2 protein-coding genes are annotated in these 3,033 nt (G+C 48.1%); one reads left to right on the top strand and one right to left on the bottom strand.

Annotation, left to right across the window (positions count from 1 at the left end; genetic code table 11):
- Window positions 1-103 precede the first annotated feature (103 nt).
- Window positions 104-1,144, top strand: coding sequence for a PDDEXK nuclease domain-containing protein (locus QQ91_RS12855; protein WP_044147025.1), 1,041 nt, complete (start codon window positions 104-106; stop codon window positions 1,142-1,144).
- Window positions 1,145-1,661: 517 nt separating this feature from the next.
- Here the strand turns inward: QQ91_RS12855 and QQ91_RS12850 are convergent.
- Window positions 1,662-2,816, bottom strand: a complete 1,155-nt coding sequence (locus tag QQ91_RS12850; protein WP_044147024.1) for a calcium-binding protein — start codon at window positions 2,814-2,816, stop codon at window positions 1,662-1,664.
- Window positions 2,817-3,033 lie beyond the last annotated feature (217 nt).

Genomic DNA, 3,033 nt, shown 5'->3' with positions numbered 1-3,033 from the left:
AAGGGCTGATGGTTCGTATCTTCAGCTTATGGCGAGTGAGCTTTTTTACTGACTGAGCGATTTATCAAACATCCTCTTAGTCGGTACGGTCAGAGGAGTAGCGATGTCGAAATCTAATCTCGTCCCTAGTGACGGTTATCAAGAGCTATTAGAAGGGCTCAAAGACCGCATTCGCTCATCCCAGATGCGCGCGGCGATCTCGGTCAACCAGGAGCTCATCCTGCTGTACTGGCAGATTGGCCAAGAGATTCTAATCCGCCAAGAACAACAGGGTTGGGGAGCTAAAGTAATTACTCAATTATCCAAGGACCTGGCCCAGGAGTTCCCTGAAATGAAGGGGTTTTCTACCAGAAACCTTAAATATATGAGGACGTTCGCGAATGCCTATCCAGATTTAGAGATTGGGCAACAGCCTGTTGCCCAAATTCCTTGGGGGCACAATTGCGTCCTCCTCGATAAGGTTCAAGAGCCGTCTGAACGACTATGGTACGCCCGCAAATGCTTAAAAAATGGCTGGAGCAGAGCCGTTCTGACGGCACAGATTGAAAGTGGACTATACCTCCAGAAAAGAGGGACGGCCACGACCAATTTTGACCGGACACTGCCACAGTCTCAATCTGACTTAGCCCATGAAATCATCAAAGATCCCTACCATCTGGACTTCTTGCTGGTTGATGAAAATATTCGCCATCAAGACCTCAAGCGGGCACTAATGGCTCATATCCGCGATTTCTTAGTGGAGCTGGGGGTGGGCTTTGCCTTTGCGGGCAAAAACTACCGCATCGAAATTGGCGGTGAAGAGTTCGTGCTCGACCTGTTGTTCTACCACCTAGAGTTACGCTGCTTCGTCATTATCGAACTCAAAATGGATGAGTTTAAGCCTGACTACTCTGGCCGCATGAACCTATTCATTTCCGCCATTGATGACCAAGTTCGTAAACCTGGTGATCAACCCACTATCGGTCTCATTCTATGCAAGTCTAAAAACAAAACCGTTGCTGAGTACGCCACACGCAACTTACGTAATCCCATCGCGGTGGCGGAGCACAGGCTCCCAAAGCTCCTTCCGACGACAGAGCAGTTAGAGCTAGAGTTGGAAAACGCTGCTCAGCAACTTGAAGCCAGCGAAGACACGGAAGCATAGTTGTTACTAGGCCCCAAAGTAGCGAGCCTGCGTTTTGGGGCAATTTAGTTTTTCTGTATTGGCTGGATAGTTGCTCGCCTCGCAGCAACTCTACGAAACAATAGGAGTTTCAGCGTCTTCAATAGGCAAAAACAGACGGTGTACTACCCAGTTTTGAACAAAATTCAGCCCTTTATTAGTCCAAGGAATGTACTACTGAAAACCTTTGCTGGGCAAAGGTTTGATCGGTAAGTTGCTCCAAAACGCAGCCTTGATAGTTTAAGGCCTATTCGCAGTTAATCTGAGCTCAAAACCGCCTTGTTTGCGAGCACAACGACTCTTGTTTGAAAGCCGCTACACCTAATTATGGGCAGGAGCAACAACCGGCTTAACTTCTGACACCGTATCTTCGTTACTTTGGGGGCATCCTGATGACTGAGGACGAGATCGCCAGCACGAGTCACTCTGTAGCGGTGAACGTAGCTGCCAACTAATTCGTGAAGTTATCCAGCGACTGCATGATGACACCATTGTGAGCTTACACGTACTGCACAGATTCAGTCGATTCCGCTGGCAAAGTAAAGCCCGTGGCATCCGCGATAAAACCAATCAGTTCAGGGTTGTAAGATGAGCCCGAACCTGCCGAGAAATTATCCGCGTAATAAATGCCCGTTCCTCTAGGATTGCTACCCAGGCGCTCAAACACACTTGGAAGTTTCATCGGGTCGTAAATGTCAGACAGCGCTACGTTTTGTTGCTCCATATACCAGGCGGAGACATGACTTCCAGGCATCTGACCGCGCTGTTCTAGATATCGCTGTACAGCGAGCTGACCAGGTTCCGGCAGGACGATGGTGTCGTATTGAGCATTGAAGTCCATGATGATGGCGGCTTGGAGTAAGCCTTGACTGACTGGGACGTGATCGTCGTAGTAGAGTTCACGATTACGACCGAGGAAAAAAGTATCTCGACCTTGGCTACCATTGCCACCCTCGGTATCACCCCAGAGAATGTCAATCCCATCCCAACTGTGTTGTCCGCCGCGACGAGAAGAGCCCGTCAGCTCGTCGTCGCCCACGCCTCCTTCTAGATAATCGTCGTCATAACCGCCAATGAGAAAATCGTTGCCTACGCCTCCAAAAAGGTGATCTCTATCCGAAACTTTGGTGCCGTGTTGACTGTAGATGCGCTGATAATCGCCATTTTCCGGTCCGCCAAATAAGCGATCGTGGCCCGCTTCGCCAAACAGCCAGTCGTTGCCCAGTCCCCCAAAGAGGTCGTCATCGTCGTCAGTGCTAACAGGGCCGATATCGGAGTCAAACAAATCACCATCCAGGTCACCATCATCGCCAAAGATGATGTCATCCCCTACTTCAAGGCCGATATCAAAGTTCTCATCAGGGATTGACTGCCCGATTCTGAGATCACCGTAAAGTTGATCGTCTCCTCCCATGCCATAAATGATGTCATTGCCAGCACTGCCGTAAATAAACTCGGCAATTCCGTCGCCCCTGCCACTGACAAATCCCTTGATTAAGTCATTTTCGATACTGCCAAACGGTTGTCCGCCAGTTTGATCAAGATACTCAGAGACCGTTTCGTAAAGTGTTGAATAATCTTGAATGTTTTCTGGAGAAATTGCCTCGATCACCTCAGAGAGAATTTCTTCAAGGAAGATATCAATTTTTGACATTGAAATATCCTGTAATCAGGGTCGGTCTTATAGAGATGTGGCACCTCGGTAGCAACCACATATCGAAAACGAATTGAACATATCACTAATGAATTAAATCTACGTTAATCCGTGTGCAGATTAATAAAACTGCATATTTTTGGGCCATTACAGCATTTCTCACTCTAGTGAGGTGCAGTAGCAGCAATTTGTAAACCAGTTTTTAATGTCTGTCAAA

It is taken from the genome of Lyngbya confervoides BDU141951, assembly GCF_000817775.3.
GTDB classification, from domain to species: domain Bacteria; phylum Cyanobacteriota; class Cyanobacteriia; order Thermosynechococcales; family Thermosynechococcaceae; genus Lyngbya; species Lyngbya confervoides.
Note: the sequence above shows the minus strand (reverse complement) of the source record. Positions and strands in the feature narration are given on the sequence as shown.

Coding starts and splice junctions, on each gene's coding strand:
- QQ91_RS12855 (WP_044147025.1), top strand. CDS start 104: ATGTCGAAATCTAATCTCGTCCCTAGTGACGGTTATCAAGAGCTATTA.
- QQ91_RS12850 (WP_044147024.1), bottom strand. CDS start 2,816: ATGTCAAAAATTGATATCTTCCTTGAAGAAATTCTCTCTGAGGTGATC.